This is a genomic window from Nitrogeniibacter aestuarii (genome assembly GCF_017309585.1).
Taxonomy (GTDB): domain Bacteria; phylum Pseudomonadota; class Gammaproteobacteria; order Burkholderiales; family Rhodocyclaceae; genus Nitrogeniibacter; species Nitrogeniibacter aestuarii.
Genome location: NZ_CP071321.1, coordinates 4,572,084 through 4,594,242 on the forward strand (window position 1 = coordinate 4,572,084; position 22,159 = coordinate 4,594,242).

General features: G+C 65.0%; 20 protein-coding genes and 1 pseudogene. 16 read left to right on the forward strand and 5 right to left on the reverse strand.

Annotation, left to right across the window (positions count from 1 at the left end):
- Positions 1–130: 130 nt before the first annotated feature.
- From J0W34_RS21325 to J0W34_RS21335, 3 genes are all read right to left on the reverse strand, one after another.
- Positions 131–445, reverse strand: coding sequence for a hypothetical protein (locus tag J0W34_RS21325; protein WP_227817477.1), 315 nt, complete (start codon positions 443–445; stop codon positions 131–133).
- Positions 446–496: 51 nt separating this feature from the next.
- Positions 497–1,030 carry a J domain-containing protein gene (locus J0W34_RS21330; RefSeq protein WP_227817476.1) on the reverse strand — a complete coding sequence of 178 codons (534 nt, stop codon included), beginning with the start codon at positions 1,028–1,030 and terminating at the stop codon, positions 497–499.
- Positions 1,031–1,222: 192 nt separating this feature from the next.
- Positions 1,223–1,945, reverse strand: a complete 723-nt coding sequence (locus J0W34_RS21335) for an alpha/beta fold hydrolase (RefSeq protein ID WP_230970125.1) — start codon at positions 1,943–1,945, stop codon at positions 1,223–1,225.
- A 297-nt stretch (positions 1,946–2,242) separates the two neighbouring features.
- Here J0W34_RS21335 and J0W34_RS21340 point away from each other — a divergent pair, with 297 nt between their 5' ends.
- On the forward strand, positions 2,243–2,896 hold the full coding sequence (locus J0W34_RS21340; RefSeq protein WP_230970126.1) for a hypothetical protein: 654 nt from the start codon (positions 2,243–2,245) through the stop codon (positions 2,894–2,896).
- 62 nt (positions 2,897–2,958) lie between these two features.
- On the opposite strand, the gene J0W34_RS21345 is transcribed toward J0W34_RS21340, so the two are convergent.
- A complete protein-coding gene (locus J0W34_RS21345; protein ID WP_230970127.1) occupies positions 2,959–3,759 on the reverse strand; it encodes an aldolase/citrate lyase family protein in 801 nt (266 codons plus the stop codon).
- A 390-nt stretch (positions 3,760–4,149) separates the two neighbouring features.
- Here J0W34_RS21345 and J0W34_RS22380 point away from each other — a divergent pair, with 390 nt between their 5' ends.
- The 15 genes and pseudogenes from J0W34_RS22380 (at position 4,150) to J0W34_RS21420 (ending at position 21,435) form a co-directional block, all read left to right on the forward strand.
- Positions 4,150–5,340: an ATP-binding protein gene (locus tag J0W34_RS22380; RefSeq protein WP_230970128.1), complete on the forward strand. Its 1,191-nt coding sequence runs from the start codon at positions 4,150–4,152 to the stop codon at positions 5,338–5,340.
- Positions 5,241–5,444, forward strand: a pseudogene (locus J0W34_RS22385) (hypothetical protein); the annotation flags it as partial. The gene J0W34_RS22380 and the pseudogene J0W34_RS22385, both read left to right, overlap by 100 nt.
- 260 nt (positions 5,445–5,704) lie before the next feature.
- Positions 5,705–7,594, forward strand: a complete 1,890-nt coding sequence (locus J0W34_RS21360) for a pyruvate carboxylase subunit B (protein ID WP_230970129.1) — start codon at positions 5,705–5,707, stop codon at positions 7,592–7,594.
- A 437-nt stretch (positions 7,595–8,031) separates the two neighbouring features.
- Complete coding sequence (locus J0W34_RS21365; RefSeq protein WP_230970130.1) at positions 8,032–8,640, forward strand: TetR/AcrR family transcriptional regulator; 609 nt, start codon at positions 8,032–8,034, stop codon at positions 8,638–8,640.
- 16 nt (positions 8,641–8,656) lie between these two features.
- Positions 8,657–8,992, forward strand: a complete 336-nt coding sequence (locus J0W34_RS21370; RefSeq protein WP_230970131.1) for a YciI family protein — start codon at positions 8,657–8,659, stop codon at positions 8,990–8,992.
- Complete coding sequence (locus tag J0W34_RS21375; protein ID WP_230970132.1) at positions 8,989–9,627, forward strand: DNA-3-methyladenine glycosylase I; 639 nt, start codon at positions 8,989–8,991, stop codon at positions 9,625–9,627. The genes J0W34_RS21370 and J0W34_RS21375 overlap by 4 nt, the downstream gene beginning before the upstream one ends.
- 509 nt (positions 9,628–10,136) lie before the next feature.
- Positions 10,137–11,537: a hypothetical protein gene (locus J0W34_RS21380; RefSeq protein WP_230970133.1), complete on the forward strand. Its 1,401-nt coding sequence runs from the start codon at positions 10,137–10,139 to the stop codon at positions 11,535–11,537.
- A 267-nt stretch (positions 11,538–11,804) separates the two neighbouring features.
- Positions 11,805–12,416, forward strand: coding sequence for a CDP-alcohol phosphatidyltransferase family protein (locus tag J0W34_RS21385; protein WP_230970134.1), 612 nt, complete (start codon positions 11,805–11,807; stop codon positions 12,414–12,416).
- 35 nt (positions 12,417–12,451) lie between these two features.
- Positions 12,452–14,215, forward strand: coding sequence for a bifunctional alpha/beta hydrolase/class I SAM-dependent methyltransferase (locus J0W34_RS21390; protein ID WP_230970135.1), 1,764 nt, complete (start codon positions 12,452–12,454; stop codon positions 14,213–14,215).
- The gene (locus J0W34_RS21395) at positions 14,212–15,531 is read left to right on the forward strand and encodes a phosphatase PAP2/dual specificity phosphatase family protein (RefSeq protein WP_230970136.1); all 1,320 of its coding nucleotides are present in this window, start codon (positions 14,212–14,214) and stop codon (positions 15,529–15,531) included. The genes J0W34_RS21390 and J0W34_RS21395 overlap by 4 nt, the downstream gene beginning before the upstream one ends.
- A complete protein-coding gene (locus tag J0W34_RS21400) occupies positions 15,518–15,955 on the forward strand; it encodes a hypothetical protein (protein WP_230970137.1) in 438 nt (145 codons plus the stop codon). Before J0W34_RS21395 ends, J0W34_RS21400 begins: the two co-directional genes overlap by 14 nt.
- 19 nt (positions 15,956–15,974) lie before the next feature.
- Positions 15,975–16,607, forward strand: coding sequence for a lysophospholipid acyltransferase family protein (locus J0W34_RS21405; RefSeq protein WP_230970138.1), 633 nt, complete (start codon positions 15,975–15,977; stop codon positions 16,605–16,607).
- Positions 16,608–16,617: 10 nt separating this feature from the next.
- A complete protein-coding gene (locus J0W34_RS21410) occupies positions 16,618–17,571 on the forward strand; it encodes a phosphatidate cytidylyltransferase (RefSeq protein WP_227817281.1) in 954 nt (317 codons plus the stop codon).
- Between the two features lie 279 nt (positions 17,572–17,850).
- On the forward strand, positions 17,851–18,237 hold the full coding sequence (locus J0W34_RS21415; protein ID WP_230970139.1) for a heavy-metal-associated domain-containing protein: 387 nt from the start codon (positions 17,851–17,853) through the stop codon (positions 18,235–18,237).
- A gap of 177 nt (positions 18,238–18,414) precedes the next feature.
- The gene (locus J0W34_RS21420; RefSeq protein ID WP_230970140.1) at positions 18,415–21,435 is read left to right on the forward strand and encodes a transglycosylase domain-containing protein; all 3,021 of its coding nucleotides are present in this window, start codon (positions 18,415–18,417) and stop codon (positions 21,433–21,435) included.
- A gap of 6 nt (positions 21,436–21,441) precedes the next feature.
- On the opposite strand, the gene J0W34_RS21425 is transcribed toward J0W34_RS21420, so the two are convergent.
- A complete protein-coding gene (locus J0W34_RS21425; protein ID WP_227817284.1) occupies positions 21,442–22,158 on the reverse strand; it encodes an ABC transporter ATP-binding protein in 717 nt (238 codons plus the stop codon).
- Between the last annotated feature and the right edge of the window lies 1 nt (position 22,159).

Here is a 22,159-nt window from a genome sequence, read left to right on the forward strand (position 1 = left end):
CGGCGTTGCGTCGTCCCTTGCACGCCGGACGTCCGCAGATATATGCAAATCGGTTTTCCAGCCATCATATACGCTGGCGACAAATCATGAACTGCGGGCCACTGGCCTGTCAGGCGAAGACAGCCCCCCCTCAGCCACGTTTCAGGTAGTCATCCACCAGCACCTGTGCCTTGAGCAGCATGATGTCCTTGAGCATGCGCACCTTGCGTCCGTGTTCTTCATGGGCAATGTCGTAGATCTGCTTCTTCAGCGTTTCGTCACAGCCGTCGGGGAAACTCAGCGACCATTGGGTGAAGTATTCGCCGTATCCATCAATGGTCCTGATCAGCTCGAAACGGATCTTTTCCCGCGTCTTGGGGGGAAGGGCGGCGAGCAAGGCTTCGACATCGGCGTCGTAGTCGTGACCGCGCTGATCGGGGATGGGGAACTGGATGATCTGTGACATGGTGGCATCCGCTCGGATTGGATGGTGTCGGGGGCCGGCGTACCGTGTGCCTCATGCGGCTGCTTTGAGCAGGGCATCACGTGCGGTGCTCAAACGCACGAACTGCGCATGGCTGCCCCCGGCATCCGGGTGGGCACGCTGCGCCAGACGACGGAAGGCGGCCTTGATCTGGGCGCGGCCGAGCGCGCCGGTAAGCGGTAGCGCCAGCGCCTCGCGGTGGATTCGGTCGTCCGCGCTCGGCGGGGGTGGCACCGGATGCTGTCGCTGCGAAAACCGGGCAAAGGCAGCTTCGGTGCGCCGCTGAGTCTCCTGCCGCAGATGCAGCGATTCGCGCCTCAACGCCGCCTGATCGCGCTGCCAGCGCTGACGGGACATGACGATGCAGGCGGCAAACGCGATGCGGCCGCAGCGCTCAAGCGCGTCCAGATCGAAGGGGCCGACCATATCGAACGGTTCGTCCAGCCAGGCCATGCGCCCGTTCGGCCCCCGCTCGATCACGCCCAGCGCCGCCGTGGTCACCAGCCCATGGTTGCCGTTCCAGATCACCCAGTCTTCATCGCCGGCACCGGAAAAGAACTCAGACATGGCGGCCCCCACGGGCGTGAAGACGCCGTTGCGCCCTTGAGGGCGCCACGGCCGAGCGGGCGGCGGAAGGGTTCTTTGAAGCAAACACGACAGGAATCGCCTATTTCACTGTGCTGATTCCAGGCGTTGCAATTTGCGCACCAGATCCTCGATGCGTGGCGGACGGCCGCACAGCGGAATCCGTCTGCTGCGCTATTCCGCCCCGGTGAATGAGCGGTTCAGTCGCGCCAGCACCGTCTCCACCACCTCCAGCCGCCCGACCACGTCCATATGGTCGAAACCCTCGAACATCAGGGTGTCGGCGTTGGGCAGCGCGGCGAGCAGGCGATCTTGCGGCAGCACGAAGTGATCGTGGCTGCCGTTGATGATGAGCACAGGCACCTGAAGCGCGCCGAGCTGCGCCTCGGTGAGCGGGTGCTCCTGCGGACGGGTGATGCAGGCCGCCATGGCTTCAGGATCGTTCCCGGACGCTTTCACGTCGTCGATGAGCCTGACCAGCGCAGGTGGCGCATCGGGCGGCAGGCCTTCGCGCAAGGCGCGGGCCAGCAGCTCGCTGGCGCCGAGGGGTTTGAACGCGTTGTCGCCACACCCCACCAGCACCAGCTGGCTGAACATGTGGGGGTGTCGACAGGCCAGGGCGAGCATGAGTTTGGCGCCCAGTGAGTACCCGATGCCGACGACCCCGTCGAGGTGTCCCAGGCGGGCGTCGAGGTCATCAAGGATGGTGGCGTAGGCCTGCGGATCGCGGGGGGCCTCGGGCACGCCGTGACCGGGCAGGTCGTGCTCGATGACCGGAAAGCCGTTGCTTTCAAGACAATGGGCCCAGCCGAGCCGCACCCAGGTGTGCTGGAAGGAACCGCCCCAGCCGTGCAACAGCACGACGGGCGGCCGTTCGGTCGCCGGTGATCCGGACATTCTGTCTCCTCCTCGCCGTGTCGGGCGATGGTATGTCGGGTCTGCCGCGTTCCGGCGCGCAGGGCAGCGGTCCTGGCGCCTTTCACGAACCCGTTATCGTGTTCTGGTCCTGCGGGGCCGACACGACGCGAAGCCGGGCCGGTCCCGAAGTCATGGTGCCCTGACTGCCCATGATGCGCAATGCCGATGGACTATTCACGACATCATCAGGCATGCTTGACGGGCACGTCGCGATACCGGGTCCACACCCGTCGCCGCGTGACGGGTCACCACTCACGTTACAGCCCCAGCGAGGCAATGATGAAAAGACGGGTTTTTCTCGGGGCACTGTCCATTCCCCTGCTGGCCCTTGCCCAATCAGACCGCACGGTGCCCTCCAGCCCGGTCGACTCGGTCGTGCTCTACATCGTCCCGACCGATGGTTTCCCGGAACAGGTGGCGGCGACCATTGCCCGCCAGCTGACCACGGACACCGGCCTGTGGGTCAAGGCCTCGCTGTGGACGCCGTCGGGCGTGTCATCGCCCCTGCCGGGCACGAACCAGTATCCGGCCGAGGACTATCTGCCGCTGGGCGACGCGCTGGCCCGGCAACTGGGCGATGCGAGCGCGCGGACCTATTTCATCGTGCTGACCGACCGGGACATCAACTCACGGGCACAGAACTTCCGCTTTCAGTACTCGCTTCACCGTCCGATGGCCAGAACCTCGGTGCTCTCCATTGCCCGGCTGCTCTACCGCAAGGACGGCACACCGGCCAGTGACGCGCAGATCGGCAAGCGGATGCGCGTCATGTTGATGCGCATCGTCGGCGAGATGAAGTTCGGCTGGCAACGGACGCGCGAACCGGCCGACCTGATGTTCGCCCCCATCATGTCCATCGACGATATCGACAACATCGATCTGACGCGCTCGATCGCGACACGACGCGCCCAGGGACTCATGCGCCCTTGAGCACTGCCGGCGGCCCGGCGCACTGCTTCGCATCGTGACCGCCTTCCATCTGCCCACTCGCGCTAATAGCTGCCGGCCACCGGCCCACCCGCAGTGCGTTCGATGAATTCATCGCACAGGGCCGAGGTGGCCCCGGAGAGGATCATCGAGTCCACCCCCACGGCCACGAAGCGGGCACCGGCGTCTTCGTAGCGGCGGATGAGCCCCTTGTCGCCGCACAGCACACCGCCCCACTTGCCGTGGGCGCTGACCTTGCGCAGGCCGTCCTCGATGAGGCGCACCACGTCCGGGTGATCGGCCTCGCCCAGAAAGCCCACCGAGGCCGCCAGATCGGCGGCGCCGAAGAAGACGCCGTCCACCCCCTCGACCGCCTGGATGGCATCGAGGTTTTCCAGCCCGGCCGCGGTCTCCACCTGTACGATCAGGCACATCTGGCCGTTGGCGGTGTGCATGTAGTCGCCGATGCGCCCCCAGCGCGAGGCCCGCGCCAGCGCGCTGCCCACGCCGCGAATGCCATGGGGCGGGTAGCGCATGGCGCGCACCAGTTGCTCGGCCTGTCCGGCGGATTCGACCATGGGGATCATCAGCGTCTGCACGCCCGTCTCCAGCAACTGCTTGATGAGCACATGATCGCCATGGGGCGGGCGCACCACCGGGTGGGACGGATAGGCTTCGATCACCTGCAGCTGCGCCAGGATGGAGCGCAGGTCGTTGGGGCCGTGCTCGGCATCCACCAGCAGCCAGTCAAAACCGGCGCCGGCGCAGATCTCGGTGCTGATGGTCTGCGCCAGCCCCAGCCACAGGCCGTACTGTTTCTCGCCGGCGAGCAGACGTTGCTTGAAGGTGTTGGCGGGAATGTTCATGGGTGTCTCGGTCCTCGGGCGCGACAGCGATACGCCGTATTCTGCCAGTCGAACATGGACGTTGACGAATAAATCTCGAGAAATTACGATTCTGTCGGGAATTTTACGGGGTATTCCCCAATACAGGGGCGTGCCCGTTCCGCGTTTAATGCAGTGCACAACGCTTCGGGAGACGGGAGCCACCGGCGGGCCGCAAGGCCGTCCGGTGAGCGTCGGCCACAGGGCCGGCAGGGCCGAAGCACTCGAGTTGCATCCATAACAACATAACGTGGCGACCTTGCCAGGGGTTCGAGCGTATTCGCTGATTCCGTGCGCATGTCGCTGGTGATGACCTCAGCTTCTCCCGTCAGGTGTCGCGTTCGTAGCGCGCCCCTCGGGCACGGACACGACATGAAAGAGATCAAGAGCATTCTGGTGGCCAACCGCAGCGAGATCGCCATTCGCGTGCTGCGCGGGGCGTCCGAACTGGGCCTGCGCACGGTGGCCATCTTCTCCAACGAAGACCGCTTTGCCCTGCACCGCTTCAAGGCGGACGAATCCTATCTGGTGGGCGCGGGCAAGAAGCCGCTGCAGGCCTATCTGGACATTGACGACATCATCCGCATCGCCAAAGAGAACGATGTGGATGCGATCCACCCGGGCTACGGCTTCCTGTCCGAGAACCCGGAGTTTGCCGACGCCTGTGCCAAGGCGGGTATCGCCTTCATCGGCCCCAAGGGCGCGGTGATGCGCACCCTGGGCAACAAGGTGGCCGCGCGCGAGGTGGCGATCAAGGCCGGGGTGCCGGTGGTACCGGCCACCGGTGCGCTGCCCGGCGACATTGAAGAAGTGAAGCGCATGGCCGCCGAGATCGGCTATCCGCTCATGCTCAAGGCCAGCTGGGGCGGGGGTGGGCGCGGCATGCGCGCCATCGAGACCGAAGCGGATCTGGCGCCGATGATCGACGTGGCCCGCCGCGAGGCCGCCGCCGCCTTCGGTAATGACGAGGTCTATCTCGAGAAGCTCATCCGCCGCGCCCGCCATGTGGAAGTGCAGGTGCTGGGCGACCCAGCACGGCAACCTGGTGCACCTGTTCGAGCGCGACTGCTCGGTGCAGCGGCGCAACCAGAAGGTTCGAACGTGCCCCGGCGCCCTACAATGGACGAGACCAAGCGCACCGAGCTGTGCGAATCGGCCCTGCGCCCAGGCGCGCGAAGCAAACTACTCCCACGCCGGCACGGTGGAATACCTCTTCGACGACGACACGGACAGTTCTACTTCATCGAAGTGAACCCGCGCATCCAGGTCGAACACACGGTCACCGAGGAAGTGACCGGCGTGGACATCGTCAAGGCGCAGATCCGCGTCACCGAGGGAAGCGCATCGGCGCTGACGACCTGCTGCCCAGCCAGGACCAGATCACCCTCAACGGCCACGCCCTGCAGTGCCGGGTCACCACCGAAGACCCGGAGAACAACTTCACCCCCGACTACGGCAAGATCGCGGTGTATCGCTCCGCCGCCGGCGGCGGCATCCGCCTGGATGCGGGCACGGCCTATTCGGGCGCCGTCATCACCCCGTACTACGACTCCCTGCTGGTGAAGGTCACCGCCTGGGGTCACACGCCGGACGAGGCGGCCTCGCGCATGGACCGGGCGCTGCGCGAGTTCCGCGTGCGGGGGCTGTCGACCAACCTGCAGTTCCTCGAGAACGTGATCGACCACCCGCTGTTCCGCTCGGGCGAGTGCACCACGCGCTTCATCGACACCACCCCGGAGCTGTTCAACTTCCAGAAGCGGCGCGATAGGGCCACCCGATTGCTGCGCTTCCTCGGCGAAGTGGCCATCAACGGCAACCCGGAGATGAAGGGCCGCGTGGCCCCGGCGCTGCCGCTCTCCAAACCCATCAAGCCACGCTCAACCTGCGCACCCAGATCCCCAAGGGCACCCGCGACTACCTCAAGGAGATGGGCCCGACCCGCTTCGCCCAGTGGATGCGCGACTGCAAGCAGGTGCTGCTCACCGACACCACCATGCGCGATGCGCACCAGTCGCTGTTCGCCACGCGCATGCGCAGCCACGACATGCTGGCCATCGCCCCGCACTACGCGCGCATGCTGCCCGGGCTGTTCTCGATGGAATGCTGGGGCGGCGCCACCTTCGACGTGGCCATGCGCTTCCTCAAGGAAGACCCGTGGGACCGTCTCGCCCGCCTGCGCGAAGCGGTGCCCAACATCCCCTTCCAGATGCTGCTGCGCGCCTCCAATGCGGTGGGCTATACCAACTACCCGGACAACGTGGTGCGCTACTTCGTGCAGCAGGCCGCGCAGAACGGCATCGACATCTTCCGCGTGTTCGACTCGCTCAACTGGGTGGAGAACATGCGCGTGGCCATGGACGCGGTGATCGAGTCCGGCGGACTGTGCGAAGCGGCCATCTGCTACACCGGCGATCTGCACGACCCCAAGCGCAGCAAGTACGACCTCAAGTACTACGTGAATCTGGCCAAGGAGTTGGAGAAGGCCGGCGCCCATGTGCTGGGCATCAAGGACATGGCCGGGGTGTGCAAGCCGCGCGCCGCCAAGGAACTGGTCACCGTCCTCAAGCAGGAGGTGGGGCTGCCCATCCACTTCCACACCCATGACACCAGCGGCATTGCCGCCGCCTCGGTGCTGGCGGCCATCGAGGCCGGGTGTGATGCGGTCGATGGTGCACTCGATGCCATGAGCGGCATGACCTCCCAGCCCAACCTGGGCTCCATCGCCGCTGCGCTGACCGGCTCCGAGCGCGACCCGGGCCTCGACCTGGACGCCATGCAGAGCCTCTCCCACTACTGGGAGGGCGTACGCCGCCAGTACAGCCCCTTCGAGGCCGACATGCGTGCCGGCACCTCGGACGTCTACAACCACGAGATGCCCGGCGGGCAGTACACCAACCTGCGCGAGCAGGCCCGCGCCATCGGACTGGAGCACCGCTGGCCGGAGGTCTCGCGCGCCTATGCGGATGTGAACCAGCTCTTCGGGGACATCGTCAAGGTCACCCCCACCTCCAAGGTGGTGGGCGACATGGCCCTGTTCATGGTGGCCAACGACCTCACCCCGGCCGACGTGCGCAACCCGGCGCGGGAGATCGACTTCCCCGAATCCGTCGTGCAGCTCTTCCGCGGCGAACTGGGCTACCCGGCGGACGGCTTCCCCAAGGACCTGGAAGCCCGGATCCTGCGCGGCGCCCAGCCGGTGGAAGGGCGCGTGGGCGCCACCCTGGCGGAGGTGGATCTGGACGCCGCCCGCACCAAGGCGGAGACGGCCATCGGCCGTCAGGTGACCGACACCGACCTGGCCTCGTATCTCATGTACCCCAAGGTGTTCACCGACTTCGCCCACCACCGCAAGCAGTTCGGCGATGTGGCGCGCATCCCCACCCCGGCCTTCTTCTACGGGCTGTCGGACCTGGACGAGATCTCGGTGGACATCGACAAGGGCAAGACCCTGGTCATCCGCCAGACCGGCCGCTCGGACACCGTGGATGAAGAGGGCAAGATCAAGGTCTTCTTCGAACTCAACGGCCAGCCCCGCGCGGTGCGTGTCGCCAAGGCCGGCCTCCAGGGCACCGGCACCGCCCGCCCGCTGGCCAAGGACGGCGACCCGAAACAGGTCGGCGCCCCCATGCCGGGCATGATCGCCACCGTGTCGATCAAACCGGGCCAGAAGGTCAAGAAGGGCGACGCGCTGCTCTCGCTCGAAGCCATGAAGATGGAAACCCTGCTCACCGCCCCGGAAGACGGCACCATCGCCGCCATCCATGTGAAACCGGGCGAGACCGTGCAGGCCAAGGAGTTGCTGGTTGAATTGAGCTGAGAGACAGCAGGGGTCAGACAGTCATGCCGTTCAGTTAAGGCACGGTTCCTCCCCCTTCAAGGGGGAGGTCAGGAGGGGGATGGGGTTTGAGCTGCCCAGTTTCACCCCATCCCCACCCCAACCCTCCCCTTTAAGGGGAGGGAGGGACCCGTCTATAAGGCTCGGATTCGCTTAACTGAACAGCATTAGGGTCAGACAACGGTTTTCTTGGGGACGAATGTCGACTTGACGTTCTGCTTCCCCGACAACCGTGGTCTGGCCTCTGTTTCCCTTGGTCCTCTGCGTATCCCCTGCTGCTCTGCGCGTTGGCGCGTGCCCGCCACCTGGGGGCCTCGTGCGCGCGTCCCGATGATCCTCGACGGCGCCAGCTCATGACACTTGCCTATTAGGACAGTTGTCCTATAGCATCCGGAACACACGATTCCATCGAGCAAGTCATGAGCGAATCACTTGACCCGGCCGCCGTCGAACCCGATACCCGCGAGCGTATCGTCGCGGCGGCAGACGCCCTGTTCTACCAGCGCGGTTTCGAACACACCTCGTTTGCAGACATTGCTCGCGCGGTGCAGCTCTCGCGGGGCAATTTCTACTATCACTTCAAGACCAAGGACGACATCCTCGAGGCCGTCATCGGCCTCCGCTCGCAGCGCACGCAGGCCATGCTCGATGCCTGGACGCGTGCGGCCGACACGCCGGAGGGTCGTCTCGGCTGCTTTGTCCAGATGCTGGTCCGCAATCGCGAAAACATTCAACGTCATGGCTGCCCCGTGGGCACGCTGTGCACCGAGCTTGCCAAGCTCAAGCACCCGTCCCGGGACGATGCAGGCATGATCTTTTCGCAATTCAGGGCCTGGCTCCGCACCCAGTTCGACGCCATGGGTCTGGCCGACGAGGCGGACCGCCTCGCCATGCACCTGCTCTCCCGAAGCCAGGGCATCGCCACCCTGGCCAATGCCTTCGACGACGAGGCCTTCATCCGCCAGGAAGTCGCCCTGCTCGAAGCGTGGATCAGCTCACTGAACCCTGCCTCATCAACCTCTCACTGACGCGCCAGGAGTCCTCATGAACGACAACGACCTCAAGATTTTCGTCATCTTCCTGCGCTTCGGTACCAACCGGGCGCAGGCTGGCCAATGGATGGCCGAACACCGCCAATGGATCGAAACCGGCATCGCCGATGGATGCTTCCTCATGGCCGGTTCGCTCGACGAAGGCCAGGGCGGGATGGTGCTTGCCGCCGCTCGGGTACGCGCCGAAATTGACGCCCGACTGGCGCAGGATCCGTTCGTGATTCACGACGTGGTCACCGTGCAGATCCACTCGGCCGAACCCGCCTTCATGGCCGACGGCATGGCAACGCTGATCCAGCGCGGTGGAGTCGCGGAGGCGCAATCGTGAGTGATACGCCACCGTTCATTGCGGGCACGGATGGCCAGCCACGCTGCCGCTGGTGTGCCGCTGCGCCCGAATTCGAGGCCTACCATGACCGGGAATGGGGCTTCCCGGTCGACGACGACATCCGGCTATTCGAAAAGCTGAGCCTCGAAGCCTTTCAGTCGGGGCTCAGCTGGCGGACGATCCTCGCCAAGCGCGAGCACTTCCGGCGCGCCTTCGAGGGTTTCGATTTTCACCAGGTGGCACGCTTTGACGACGCCCGACGCGACGCCCTGCTGGCAGACGAAGGCATCGTGCGCCACCGGGGCAAGATCGAGGCGGTCATCCACAACGCCCGCCGGGCAGTGGACCTGCAGGCCGAGCACGGAACACTGGCCGCGTATTTCTGGCGCTTCGAGATCGACCCCGCCCAAGCGGCCGAACCCCAAACGGTCAGCACCGCGCCCCAGGCCATCGCACTCGCCAAAGACCTGAAGAAGCGTGGCTGGAAATTCGTCGGCCCGACAACGGTCTACGCCTTCATGCAGGCCATGGGCCTGGTCAACGACCATGTCGAGGCCTGTGTCATCCGGCAACAGGTCGCTGAGGCTCGAGATCGCTTCGTGGTACCGCGCTCACGACAAATCGCCGTGAAATAGTCGGCCGGGCCAATGTAGGTCTTCTCTGATTCGGGGCCGTACACGGTCCGTTCGTCAGCGGTGTCGCCACCGGCGGCCGAAGCACTCACCACGCAAAACTCAGGGCAAACAGGGTGGTGCGAAGCAGGGTCTTGAAAGGATTCATGTCGTTCTCCTTTACTCGTCGATTGGGGATGCATTCAGCTTACGGACGGACCCGAATCGACCGGTAGAACGATCCTGCGGTGGTTCTTGCTCAGTTCTCTTTTGGTGTCAGGGGGGACTACTGGGGCGCGAGACAAGGGCTGTGCTGAGGGCGACTTCGAGCGTAGGGCCGGGTGTTTCTCCGAGGCACCATGGGCGGCCATTCGGCGCAATAACCATCGGGCATTGCGCCGAACGTTGCTCCGAGGCACTATGGAGCCTCATGCGGCGCAATGCCCTTCGGCTATTGCGCCCTACGCGAGCTAGAGCGCAGCCCCTTACTTTCAAGTTAGACATCGCCACCCGCACCCAGCACCTCACACCCGATGACCATCACGCGAAAGTCGATTCCACTCAATACTGCCCGGCAGCTTTGGGCACAGTGTGGTGGCTTCTGTCAAAACCCATCCTGCAACAAGCCACTCTTTCGGGAAGTTGCAGAGGAGTCGGTAAGCCTTGCGAACGTAGCGCACATCATCGGGCATGGAAGCTCTGGCCCGAGAAGCGATCATGAACTTGCGGAGCACATTGATAGGGATGGGATCCCTAACCTCATCATGCTCTGCCTGGAGTGCCACAAGGTGGTCGACGAGTTGGACAGGCGCTTCAGTGTCGAAGAGATGCAATCTTGGAAGACCGCGCACGCGAGAAAGATCACGTCGCTGTTTTCCGTTCCAAGTATCAAAGACGAGCGCGCCCTTCTGACTGAAGTCAATGATCTTCTCGAAGAGAACGCAGCACTGTTCCGAGAATGCGGCCCGTACTCAGAAAGCGTTCTTGGCGGCCTAGGCGGCGACGGCCTGAAGGTTTGGAAGAAGCGTTGCCTAGATACGATTCTCCCAAACAACCAAAGAATCATTGCTCTCATAGAAGGCAACAAGCGAAACTTCCCATATCCGTGGGACGTCTACCCTAAGATGCTTGAGTACAAGATTCATGTCGATGCGTTCCAAGACAACTGTTTAACTGATCAAAAGATCAACGACTACAAGCTGTTCCCGCGAGGCTTTGATCATTTTGTCAAGACGCGACTTGGTATCGACTCGCCACCTCCTCAAGTTGTCGCTCAAGAAGAACTGGAGTTCCGATACAACACGGTCAAGAAGTTCGTCGAAGAATTTCTTTCCGGCCACAGTGCAATAGCGAATCTTCAAGAGATCAATCGCGGCACCATGTTTGTTGAACTCCGAGACGGACGAAAACTCAAGGTCTTCGTAACTAATACCTACTACTTCACCGACTACACGCTAGAGCGCGTTCTTGAGGTCGATCCCGCGGTTAACGCGATCATCTGCTCAAGCCCCGCCGGCCAGTACTCCGATTCGGCGAAAGAGCTGTGTATTGAGCGCGGAATTGGGCTCTTTATGCTCGGTGAGTTCATGGGTGCAATTAATCTGAGCGGGGACCAGTACTTAAACTTTTTGCTTCGAGCCGATCGCGAGCGAAGAATGGGGGACCTCAAGCAACTAAGTCGAATGGCCGACCCGCCGACAAGAACAGAAGTATTTGCCTTTGGCTCCTTCATACGGCGAAAGCACTACCATGACGTTGATCTTATGATCGTGTATGAAGAGCCTGCGGACTCAGGCAAGCTGAAGAAATTCGAATCCGAACTCGACCGATTGCTCCGCCAGCGATTTGGTGAACCCGACATTTCCGTTGCTTCAGCACGAGAGTTCACTGCTTTGCGTCTCAAGTACGACAACCTTTCGCGGGTTTATCCCTGAGCGGCAGGCAAAGAGCAACGATGTCTAAGTCAAACTTTAAACGTCAGCTTCGAGGCGGGTGCAAATCAATAGCTGCAGCGATTGAATAACGCCTTCGAAGTAGCACTTAGACATAAGGCGACATATGTGCTGTAAAGACTCGTTTGCCGCCACCAATCCCACGCCGATCCACCCCAAGCATCAAATTCCGATACCCAATGACATCGGTATCGCCTCCCGGTACACCGCTGACTATGATGGCGCTACCCGTACCACGAGACGACACCCATGCTGTCCATCTATGACATCAAGCCCCGATTCCAGGCCCTGCTGCGGCCGCTGACACAGCGGCTGGCGGCCGCCGGGGTGACTGCCAATGCCGTCACGCTGACGGCGATGTTCATTTCCGTTGCGATTGGTCTGTGGCTGTCGATGGCCCAACCGGCACCGGTGGCCTTTCTGGTGTTGCCGGTGTGGCTGTTCCTGCGCATGGCGCTCAATGCCATTGACGGCATGCTGGCGCGGGAGCACGGGCAGCAATCCACCTTGGGTGCCTACCTGAACGAGCTGACCGACGTGATTTCCGACGCAGCGCTGTATCTGCCCTTTGCCTTCGTGAGCCCGTTTGGCGCGCTGGGCGTGGGGCTGGTGATCTGGCTGTCGGCGGTGTCCGAGATGGCCGGGGCGCTGGGGCCGATGGTGGGGGCGAGCCGCCGCTACGACGGGCCGGTGGGCAAGAGCGACCGTGCCTTCGTGTTTGGCGCCCTGGGCCTGTGTCTGGGGTCGGCGGGCAGCCTGCCGGCGTGGCTGGGCTGGCTGATGCCGCTGATGGCGCTGGGCATCTGCCTGAACATTTTCAACCGAGTGCGCGCCGGGCTGGCCGAAGTGGCTGCCCGCTGAGTTGCGCCCGTTCGTCTACTGAAAGGATCAAATTCATGGATTACCCGACCCAACGCCCGGTGAGCGAACACCACTTCACCACCCATGACGGCGTCGAGCTGTTCTACCGCCATTGGCCGGCCACCGGCAGCCGACGCGGTGCGGTGGTGATGTTCCACCGCGGGCATGAGCACTCCGGCCGCATGAGCCATCTGGTGGATGAGCTGGACCTGCCCGATTTCGATGTGTTTGCCTGGGACGCCCGCGGCCATGGCCGCTCGCCGGGCGAGCGCGGTTTTTCGCCCAGCTTCGGCACCTCGGTGCGCGATGTGCAGACCTTTGTGGATCACATCCGCGACACCCACGGCGTGGCGCACGCCGACATGGCGGTGCTGGCGCAGAGCGTGGGCGCGGTGCTGGTGAGCACCTGGGCGCACGACTACGCGCCGCGCATCCGCGCGCTGGTGCTGGCCTCGCCCGCCTTCAAGGTGAAGCTCTATGTGCCCTTCGCCCGGCCGGGCCTGCGGCTCATGCAGAAGCTGCGCGGCAACTTTTTCGTGAACAGCTATGTAAAGGCGAAATTCCTCACCCACGACCCGGCGCGGCAGGCCAGCTACGACACCGACCCGCTCATCACCCGGCCGATTTCGGTAAACATCCTGCTCGGCCTGTATGAGGCGGCCGAGCGGGTGGTGGCCGATGCGGCGGCGATCACCCTTCCCACTCAGATGCTCATCTCGGGCGCCGACTGGGTGGTGGAGCACCAACCGCAGCACGACTTTTTCGAGCGGCTGGGTTCGAGCGTGAAGGAAAAGCATGTGCTGGACGGCTTCTTTCACGACACCCTGGGCGAAGCCGACCGCGACCGCGCGGTGGGGCTGGTGCGCGGCTTCATCCTGCGCCAGTTCGACACGCCGGCCGAGGCGGTGGACCTGAACGACGCAGACAAACAGGGCTTTACCTTTGAAGAGGCCCGCACGCTGGCCGAGCCCTATCCCGAGGGCAGCTTCCGCGGCTGGTACTGGAAGATGTACCGCAAGGGCCTGGGCTGGGCGGGCATGGTGTCCGAAGGGGTGTCGCTGGGCCAGCGCACGGGCTTCGATTCGGGCAGCACGCTCGATTATGTGTATCGCAACGAGGCCAAGGGGGCCGGCCCCATCGGCCGCATGGTGGACCGCAACTACCTGGACGCCATCGGCTGGCGCGGCATCCGCCAGCGCAAGCTGAATCTGGAGGCGCTCATCAAGGACGCCATGCGCCGGGTACGCGCCGACGACAAGCCCGTACGGGTGCTCGACATTGCCGCCGGCCATGGCCGCTATGTGCTCGACGCCCTGAGCCAGGGCGAACAGCGGCCCGGCAGCGTGCTGCTGCGCGACTATTCGGACATCAACGTGCGCGACGGCGGCCGGCTGATCGAAACCAAAGGCATGGGCGATATTGCCCGCTTCGTGAAGGGCAACGCCTTCGATACCGAGTCGGTGGCCAGCGCCCAGCCGGGCACCACCATCGGCATCGTCTCGGGGCTGTATGAGCTGTTCCCCGACAACGACCTGATCCGCGCCTCGCTGGCGGGCATGGCGGGGGCGATCCAGGACGGCGGCTACCTGATCTACACCGGCCAGCCGTGGCACCCGCAGCTGGAGATGATCGCCCGCGCGCTCACCAGCCACCGGGAGGGCGAGGCCTGGGTAATGCGCCGTCGCACCCAGGCGGAGATGGACCAGCTGGTGCGCGAGGCGGGTTTCGAGAAGATCGACCAGCGCATTGACGAGTGGGGCATCTTCACCGTGTCGCTGGCCCGCCGCGTCGCAAAATGAGCGCCACTGGCACGACGCGGGGCCCCATCCGCTGGAAGCACAGCCTCGCCTGGCTGGCGCTGCTCGCGCCGCTGTTCTTCCTGAGCTACGGCTGGGCGAACCAGCTGGCAGCCAGACGCGGGGTGACCGACAGCATCGTCTTCGGCTGGGAGTCGGCCATCCCCTTTCTCCCGTGGACCATCGTGCCCTACTGGTCCATCGACCTGATGTACGGCCTGTCTTTCCTGGCCTGCCGCACGCCGCGCGAGGTGAATCACCACGGCCTGCGCCTGCTCACCGCGCAACTGGTGTCGGTGGCCTGCTTCGTGGCCTTTCCGCTGCGCTTCACCGGCGAGAAGCCGGCCAGCGAGGGCATGTTCGGCGCCCTGTTCGACGCGCTGGCGGGCTTCGACCTGCCCTACAACCAGGCGCCCTCACTGCACATCAGCCTGCTGGTGATCATCTGGTGGGTGCTGGTGCGCCGCGCCTCGCCCGCCTGGCGCTGGGTGTGGCACGGCTGGGCGCTGCTGGTGGCCGCCTCGGTGCTGACCACCTGGCAACACCATTTCTTCGACCTGCCCACCGGGGCGCTGGTGGGCCTGCTGTGCCTGTGGTTGTGGCCCGACCGGGGCGAGTCGCCGCTGCGGTTGGCGATGGGCAAGACGGTCACGCGGCCAAGGCTGGCGCTCTACTACCTGATCAGCGCCCTCGCTTGTCTCGCGCTCACGTTCATCGGCGGTTGGGGCTGGCTGGCCCTGTGGCCAGCGGCGGCGCTGGCGCTGGTGGCGGCCAACTACGCCTGGGTCGGCCCCGAAGGCTTCCAGAAGCATGATGGCCACCACAGCACCGCCAGCCGCTGGTTGCTGGCCCCCTACCGATTGGGGGCATGGATCAACAGCCGCCTGTGGACGCGCGGTCAGGCGCCGGCCGATGCCATCACCGAACAGGTGTGGATCGGGCGCTATCCGGGTCGCGGCGATCTGGCGGCCGGGGGTTTCGACGCCCTGCTGGATCTGACCGCAGAATTCCATCCGCTCACCCGTGCCGAACACCACCACAGCGAGCCCATGCTCGATCTGACCACGCCCGATCTGCCCAGCCTGCGCCGGGCGGCCGAGGCACTTGAAGCCCTGCACGCCAAGGCCGGGCGCATTCTGGTGTGCTGTGCCTTGGGCTACTCGCGCAGTGCCCTGACCGTAGCAGCATGGCTGCTGCACAGCGGCCGGGCGGGAAGTGTGGATGAGGCCATCGAGACGGTGCGCCAGGGGCGACCTCAGGTGGTGTTGGGTGCCGAACACCGGACAGTGTTGGAGCGGTTTCATCGTGGCGAAGGCTGAGTCCATCCAGACACAGGCCGCGCAGCTGGCGACTCGCACGGCGGATGCCTTGCGGCTGGGCTGGCTGTTGCTGGGCGCGAGCCTGCTGCTGGACTGGATCGCATGGCGCGGTGACACCAGTGCGGCCAACGTGGTGATCGTGTTGATTGCCATTGCCGGGGGTGCCGGGGTGTTCTGGTATGGCGCCCGCGCACTCTTCGACGCGCGGGTCTTTCGCCAATGGGCACGCCACTGGCATGATGGCGCCGACGTGATGCAGACGCTGATCGACTTCGATGCCCGGGTGGGGCGCGCCAAACCGCGCTCGGCCGATGTGCTCACCGAGCTGGCCGGGCGGCGCGGCGGGGCGTTGGGTCTGCTGCGAAGGCAGGCGCTGTGTCTGCTCGTGCAACTGCTGGCCACGGCCTGGGCGCTGTGGCCCTGAACGAAGAACAAGAAGGCTCATGATCGAACGCTTCCTCGCCGGCTTTACGGCCCGCTTCCTGTGCAACCTCGCCAAGCTCATCACCGGCATGCGCTCGTTTTGGCAGGGCGAGGGGCCGGTGCCGCGCCTGCGGGTGTATTACGCCAACCACCGCAGCCATGTGGACTTCGTGCTTATCTGGGCCGCGCTGCCCCCGGCCTTGAGGGCGCAGACCCGGCCGGTGGCGGGGGCGGACTACTGGCTCACCAGCGGCCTCAAGCGCTGGCTGATCAACAAGGTGTTGCGCGCGGTGCTGATCGATCGCCGCCCAGAGCGCCAGGGCCCCGACCCGGTGCGGCTCATGGCCGAGGCCATCCGCGCGGGCGACTCGCTCATCGTGTTTCCGGAAGGCACGCGTAACACCGGCGACGCCTTGCTGCCCTTCAAGAGCGGCATCTACCACCTGGCGCAGGCGCTGCCCTGGGTGGAGTTCGTGCCGGTGTGGATCGACAACCTGGGCCGGGTGATGCCCAAGGGCGCGGTGATCCCCATTCCGCTGCTGTGCTCGCTGCGCTTCGGCCACCCGATCACCGTGGCCCCGGATGAAGCCAAGGACGCCTTTCTGGCACGCGCCCGCGGAGCACTGATCGCATTGGCACCGCCGGAAGCGTAAGGAAAGGACGATGAACGTTGCGATGAGCACCGAAAAACTGCAGATGATGGTCTTTGCCGCCGTGTTCGGCGCCCTGCTGCTGGCCAGCGGCATTGCCGCGCTGCTCAAGCTGCGCCTGCCGGTGGGCGCCGACACCGGCACCATCGACAACCTCAATGCCCGCACCAACGCCTGGTGGATGATGGTGGCGGTGCTGGCGCTGGCCTTCTGGATCGGCGACGGCGGCATCATCGCGCTGTTTGCCTTCATCTCCTTCCAGGCGCTGCGCGAATTCATCTCGATCACCCACACCCGGCGGGGCGACCACCGGGCGCTGGTGTGGAGCTTTTTCTTCTTTCTGCCGGCGCAGTACTTCCTGATCGGTATCGACTGGTACGGGATGTTCTCCATCCTCATCCCGGTCTACGCCTTTTTGCTGCTGCCGATTTCCGCCACCCTAGGCAGCGATGCCGAGCGCTTCTTCGAGCGCGCCGCCAAGGTGCAGTGGGGGCTGATGATCTGCGTGTACTGCATCTCGCATGCCGCCGCGCTGCTCACGCTCGACATCCCCGGCTTCGAGGGGCGCAATGCGCAGCTGATCCTGTTCCTGGTGCTCACGGTGCAGTCGAGCGACGTGTTCCAGTACGTGTGGGGCAAGCTGCTGGGCAAGCACAAGCTGGCCCCGGCGATCTCGCCCTCCAAGACCGTGGAAGGGCTGGTGGGTGGCGTGCTCACCGCCTCGGCCCTGGGCGCCGCGCTCTACTGGATGACACCCTTCAACGTATGGCAGGCGGCGCTGGTGTCGCTGGCCATCAACATGGTGGGCTTCTTCGGCGGCTTCGTGCTCTCGGCCATCAAGCGCGACCGGGGCGTGAAGGACTGGGGCACCCTCATCGAAGGCCACGGCGGCATGCTCGACCGGGTCGATTCGATCAGCTTCTCGGCGCCGATCTTCTTTCACATCGTGCGGTATTGGTGGGCTTGAGCAAGCCCTTTGAGTGGCACGGTATGCTGTTCAATTCATGCAGTGCCTTGTGTCTACTCGCGATGCTTGTGTTCTGGTTCAAGGGTTGGGTGCTTTTGATCCTGCTCGGAGGGGCCTCACTGTTCTTCGCATGCCGAGACGAGGTGCCACGCCCGTGGCGTAGGCGCTTCGGATACATCTGCCTGATTTCATGCGTGACGTTCCTGTTAGCCGTAATTGGTCTCTCAAGCGTCTGAGAAACCGATTCCTGCAGGTCTACATCGGCGCCCGATTCTCCGGATGACACCCTTCAACGTGTGGCAATCGGCGCTGGCCAACAACATGGCGGGATTCTTCAGCGTCGTGCTCTCGGCGACTACTTGGCCCCACCGTCCGGCGCATTGTGGCGTCACCGGACACATCCTGCGTGACACGGCCGATTACGGTAAGGTGGTCGCGACGAACGCGATTCAGGACTACCCCATGCCCACCACCGAATTCACCATCGACGGCCTGAAAACCGATGACGACCTGCGCACGGTCATGAATGCCATTCAGGATCTGCCCTGCATCTCCCATTCGGAGGTGGACATGTCCACCGGCGCGGCCTGGGTGGAGCACACCAGCATGCTCTCGGAAGGAGAGATTCGCGGCGCGGTGGAAGAGGCGGGTTTCACCACGCGCTGAGCGCATCGGGCGGCCATGAACACCCGCATCGGGTTCAAACGCAACGGCGAAAAATCGTTCTTTGCGCCGCAAAACGTAAGAATTCGACTGAAACGCCGGCGGACGATTGCAAGGCTCACAGCGAACGCATAGCATGTGTCTCGCATGGCCGGGTCCCCGGTCGGCCGACCCTCCCGATTGCAAAGCTGCACTGTGTTCCGCCTCATCCGTATCACTCTGGTTCTGACCGCAATCGGCTTGCTTGTCTGGTTTGTTGCGGACGAGATGCGTACCTCACGCCTGCAGGCGCACTACCTGTCCGAGCTGGGTGACGAGTTGTCTTTCACGCTCAAGCCGGGTGATGCCCCGGTGCTGACTGCACCGGTCGGGCCCTACGACGAGCGCACCGGTTACACCCACATTGCCGACTTCAGCCAGCGCCTTCAGGCGCGGGGGTTCGAAGTGGCCGAGTCGGCCCGCGTGTCGGCGCGCATGAACCAGCTCAGCGACGAAGGTCTCTACCCGGCCTTTCGGGAAAAAGACCGAACCGGTCTGAGCATCCATGACGAAGCCGGCCGGGTGTTGCATGCCGCCGGCTACCCGGAGCGCACCTACGCCCGCTTCGAGGACATTCCTTCGGTGCTGGTCTCCGCCCTGCTCTTCATCGAAAACAAGGAGCTGCTCGACAAACGCCATGCCCAGCGCAACCCGGCTGTCGAGTGGGACCGCTTTGCCCAGGCCGTGGTCGGCCAGCTCATGACCACCGCCGGCATGACGCAGGACGATGCCGGCGGCGGCAGCACGCTGGCCACCCAGATCGAGAAATACCGCCACTCACCCGAGGGGCGCACCGCCACCAAACGCGACAAGCTGCGCCAGATGGCCTCGGCCTCGGTGCGCGCCTATCTGAGCGGCCCGGACACCGAAGCGGCCCGCAAAGCCATCGTGCTGGCCTATCTCAACACCGTGCCCCTGGCCGCCAAGGCGGGCTTCGGCGAGGTGAACGGCATGGGCGACGGCCTGTTTGCCTGGTACGGCATGGATTTCGACAGCGCCAACCGCGCGCTTCGCGATGCCTCTGCCGCCAGGGTGCGCGAGCGCGGCCGGCTGTTTCGCGCCGCGCTGTCACTCATGATCGCCCAGCGCCGTCCGGCCTGGTATCTGGGCGGTGGCGCCGAACGGCTCGAGTCGCTCACCGACAGCTATCTGCGCCTCATGGCCCAGGACGGCACGATCTCCCCGCAGCTGCGCGACGCGGCGCTGGTGCGTCAGATGCGGCTCGACACCGCGCCCCTGGTGCCCGAATCGAGCTCATTCGTGGAGCGCAAGGCCGCCACGGCGCTGCGCAGTCACCTCAGTGACATGCTGGGCGTGAAGAGTTTCTATGCCCTCGACCGGCTCGATCTGGACGTGACCACCACGCTGAACGCCAGCGTGCAGCAGGGGGTGATCCACATGCTGCAGGCGCTCAAGGACCCGGACGTGGCGCGCGATGCGGGGCTGGACGGCCAGCGCATGCTCGGCGGTGGGGAAGATCCGGGCAAGGTGATCTACAGCTTCACCCTCTTCGAGCGCACCGCCGCGGGCAACGCCCTGCGCGTGCAGGCCGACAACTACGACCAGCCCTTCGACATCAACGAAGGCGCCCGGCTCGATCTGGGCTCGACCGCCAAGCTGCGAACGCTGGTGACGTATCTGGAAGTGATTGCCGAAGTTCACCAGCGTTACGCGGGGCGCAGCGCCGAGGCCCTGGACGAGGCCGCCGATGGCGCCGACACGCTCAGCCGCTGGACCCTGGGGCAGTTGCGCCGTCAGCCCGACATGGACCTGCGCACCCTGCTCGACGCCGCCATGGAGCGCAGCTATTCCGCGAGCCCGAAAGAGCCGTTCTACACCGGCGGCGGGCAGCATTACTTCGGCAACTTCAACCGCCGCGACGACGATCGGGTGGTGACCGTGCGCGAGGCGCTGCGCCACTCGATCAATCTGGCCTTCATCCGCATGATGCGCGACATCGTGCAGTACTACATCCATATCAATCCCGCGGCCGACAAGGCCATCGTGAGCGATGCGGACGACCCGCGCCGGGCCTACTACCTGTCGCGCTTTGCCGACCGCGAGGGGCGCACCTTCCTGAGCGGCTTCTATCGCAAGTACGCGGGCAAGACCACCGAAGCCCGTCGCGATCTGCTGATGCAGTCCGCCGGCAGCCCCAAGCGCGCTGCGGCCGCCTTGCGCAGCATCCGGCCCGACCTGAGCCTGGCCGACTACAGCGAACAGCTGCGCGCCTACGTGGGCGACTCGGCTGCGCTGGACGACGCGCGCATTGCCGGCTGGTACAAGCGTTTCGACCCCGCCGAACTCAACCTGCCCGATCAGGGCTATCTGGCGCGCATCCACCCGCTGGAGCTGTGGCTGGTGCGCTACCTGAGCGAACACCCCGCGGCCACCCTGACCGAGAGCCTGGAGGCCAGCGTGGACCAGCGCCAGGCGGTCTACACCTGGCTGTTCCGCACCCGCCACAAGAATGCGCAGGACGTGCGCATCCGCAGCCTGCTGGAGGTGGAAGCCTTCATCGCCATCGGCCGCAGCTGGCAGCGCCTGGGCTACCCCTTCGACAGCCTGACGCCCTCGTACGCCAGTGCCATCGGCAGCTCGGGCGACCGGCCGGCGGCGCTGGCCCGGTTGATGGGCCTGATCGTCAACGGGGGGGTGAAGCTGCCGGTAGTGCGCTTCGACGAGCTTCATTTCGCCGCCGACACCCCGTACGAGCGCCGCTTCAAACACACGCCCCCCCAGGGCGAGCGCCTGCTACCGGTGGAATTGACCGAGGTGGTACGCGATGCGGTCATCGATGTGGCCACCCATGGCACCGCCCGACGTATTGCCGGCGCCTTCACGCTGGCCGACGGCACGGTGGTGCCGGTGGGCGGCAAGACGGGCACCGGGGATCACCGCATCCAGCGCTTCGACCGCGCCGGCCACAAGGTGAGCGAGCAGGTGGTGAGCCGTTCGGCGACCTTCGTGTTCCTGATCGGCGACCGCTTCTTCGGGACGCTTACCGCCTATGTGGGCGGCGCGGACGCCGAGCGCTATGTGTTCACCAGCGCGCTGGCGGTACAACTGCTGCGGGCGCTGTCACCGACGCTCATGCCGCTCATGGAGACACCGACGCCGCCGGTGCCCGTGCTGTCGGCGGAGTCCGAACACCCGGCCTGAGCGGCCTCAGTCGCGCGGGATCGGCCGGCCCTCGCCGGCCTCTTCGCTCGTGCGCCCGTCGCGGATGTGATAGATGCGCCGGAAGGTGGGGATGATCTTCTCGTCGTGGGTGACCACGATGATCGCCGTGCGATAGCGCTCGGCCATCTCGTTGAGGATGCGGATCACCGCCAGCGCCCGCTGCGAGTCGAGCGGCGCGGTGGGTTCGTCCGCGAGGATCACCGGGGGCCGGTTCACCAGCGCACGGGCGATGGCCACGCGCTGCTGTTCGCCCCCCGACAGGGCCGAGGGCTGGGCGTTGGCCCGGTGGGCCACATCCAGCGCGTCGAGCAGCTCCCGCGCGCGTTTGCGCGCTTCGCCATTGGGCACGCCGGCGAGCATGGGGAGCAGGGCCACGTTGTCGGTCACGTCCAGAAAGGGGATGAGGTAGGGCGCCTGGAACACGAAGCCGATGCGGTCGCGGCGCAGGGCGCGCAGGTCGCGGAGGGTCCAGCGGTTGTCGAAGATCACCTCGTCGCCCAGGGTCATGCGCCCGGCGGTGGGTTCGATCACCGCGCCCAGGCACTTGAGCAGGGTGCTCTTGCCCGAGCCGGAAGGGCCGATGAGCCCGACCACCTCGCCCGGCGCCACCTGCATGTCCACATGGCTGAGCGCGTCCACGGCGGTGTCGCCCTCGCCGTAGCGCTTGCGCACCCCTTCGATGAGAATGCCGTTGCCTGCCATG

Coding starts and splice junctions, on each gene's coding strand:
- J0W34_RS21330 (WP_227817476.1), bottom strand. CDS start 1,030: ATGTCTGAGTTCTTTTCCGGTGCCGGCGATGAAGACTGGGTGATCTGG.
- J0W34_RS21415 (WP_230970139.1), top strand. CDS start 17,851: ATGACACCCTTCAACGTGTGGCAATCGGCGCTGGCCAACAACATGGCG.
- J0W34_RS22380 (WP_230970128.1), top strand. CDS start 4,150: ATGAAAGAGATCAAGAGCATTCTGGTGGCCAACCGCAGCGAGATCGCC.
- J0W34_RS21380 (WP_230970133.1), top strand. CDS start 10,137: ATGACCATCACGCGAAAGTCGATTCCACTCAATACTGCCCGGCAGCTT.
- J0W34_RS21395 (WP_230970136.1), top strand. CDS start 14,212: ATGAGCGCCACTGGCACGACGCGGGGCCCCATCCGCTGGAAGCACAGC.
- J0W34_RS21365 (WP_230970130.1), top strand. CDS start 8,032: ATGAGCGAATCACTTGACCCGGCCGCCGTCGAACCCGATACCCGCGAG.
- J0W34_RS21405 (WP_230970138.1), top strand. CDS start 15,975: ATGATCGAACGCTTCCTCGCCGGCTTTACGGCCCGCTTCCTGTGCAAC.
- J0W34_RS21335 (WP_230970125.1), bottom strand. CDS start 1,945: ATGTCCGGATCACCGGCGACCGAACGGCCGCCCGTCGTGCTGTTGCAC.
- J0W34_RS21340 (WP_230970126.1), top strand. CDS start 2,243: ATGATGAAAAGACGGGTTTTTCTCGGGGCACTGTCCATTCCCCTGCTG.
- J0W34_RS21410 (WP_227817281.1), top strand. CDS start 16,618: ATGAACGTTGCGATGAGCACCGAAAAACTGCAGATGATGGTCTTTGCC.
- J0W34_RS21385 (WP_230970134.1), top strand. CDS start 11,805: ATGCTGTCCATCTATGACATCAAGCCCCGATTCCAGGCCCTGCTGCGG.
- J0W34_RS21425 (WP_227817284.1), bottom strand. CDS start 22,158: ATGGCAGGCAACGGCATTCTCATCGAAGGGGTGCGCAAGCGCTACGGC.
- J0W34_RS21360 (WP_230970129.1), top strand. CDS start 5,705: ATGGGCCCGACCCGCTTCGCCCAGTGGATGCGCGACTGCAAGCAGGTG.
- J0W34_RS21390 (WP_230970135.1), top strand. CDS start 12,452: ATGGATTACCCGACCCAACGCCCGGTGAGCGAACACCACTTCACCACC.
- J0W34_RS21345 (WP_230970127.1), bottom strand. CDS start 3,759: ATGAACATTCCCGCCAACACCTTCAAGCAACGTCTGCTCGCCGGCGAG.
- J0W34_RS21370 (WP_230970131.1), top strand. CDS start 8,657: ATGAACGACAACGACCTCAAGATTTTCGTCATCTTCCTGCGCTTCGGT.
- J0W34_RS21325 (WP_227817477.1), bottom strand. CDS start 445: ATGTCACAGATCATCCAGTTCCCCATCCCCGATCAGCGCGGTCACGAC.